Consider the following 1,149-nt stretch of genomic DNA (forward strand, 5'->3'; position numbering starts at 1 on the left):
TTAGAAATGACAATTTGTCCTTTCCATTTACCTGAGCTGGCCTCTGCTAAATTTAAGCCGGCATGTCTTAATAGGGAGTTCCCATGTGCAAATTTACTAAGATCTCCAGCTTCACCTATGATGCCACCAAGTGTAATCTCAGTAATTCCTTTAATACCAAGTATTTTATTGGCAAATGTAATCTTTTTAAGTGCATTCTTTGCTTCCTCTTCAACCTTTTCGAGTTGGCTTGTTGCGAGGTCAAATTCTTCCAGTAATTGTTCTAGGTGGAGTTTATAGGCATCAAGAGCCTGGGCAGTACCTACAGTTCTCTCGGCTAGTTGAATTAGCTTTTTGGCTTTATTTAAACCGGGTTGTCGTTTCATTAATGTTTTCCACCCATCAATAATATCCTCGGCTTTCATCGAACGAAGTTCGATTGGTATAGGGAATAAGCGAAGCGTTGCGATTGCACCTTTCCCTTTTACATCTTTAAACACTTCTCTTAGTTCAGGAAATACTATATCTACCCAGCGATTTATTTGGTTAACGGAACTGACAAGTCGTTTTACAATTACATCACGGTTGGACATTAGAACTCTTAGTGTTTCGAAAGCCTCTGATGTTGGGCGAATAAATGAATAGTATCCGTTCTTCACCATGTCAGCGATGACGAGTGCGTCTTTTTTATCACTCTTAGACTGTGTGTTATCTCGATTTTCTTTATTCTTTTTGACAAGGTGAGGATTGACGGTCACCACATCAATTTCATGGTCATAAAGCCACTTAGATAGGTTTAACCAGTAGTGTCCGGTAGGTTCCATACCAACTATTTCTGTACGATATCCTTTTGAATCTTTTAATTCGTTCATCCATTCTTGTAATCTAGCAAAGCCTGTTTCATCATTTTCAAAAGTGAGGGGATCACCAATCACTATACCTCTGTAATTTACAGCACGAGCTACATGGAATTGTTGTGCGATATCGACCCCAACTACTAAATGATAGTCTGATATTCTTTCTATCAGTTGATTTTGTTTATCTTGCATTTTATACTTCATGTAGAGCTTCCTCCTAAGATTGATTTGCTTGTGTGTGTAAATTCATCTTATCGAGGGGCTCTATTTTTTTCAAACCTGAAATTTAACGTTCTACAGGAATGCTAACGGG

At 38.3% G+C, this 1,149-nt stretch carries 1 protein-coding gene; it reads right to left on the bottom strand.

What is annotated here, in order from left to right:
• On the bottom strand, positions 1-1,040 hold a 1,040-nt coding region (locus tag D8M04_RS19870), incomplete at its 3' end, for an IS110 family RNA-guided transposase (RefSeq protein ID WP_121525139.1).
• Between the last annotated feature and the right edge of the window lie 109 nt (positions 1,041-1,149).

Origin of the sequence: Oceanobacillus piezotolerans, assembly GCF_003665065.1 — a bacterium.
Lineage (GTDB): Bacteria > Bacillota > Bacilli > Bacillales > Amphibacillaceae > Oceanobacillus > Oceanobacillus piezotolerans.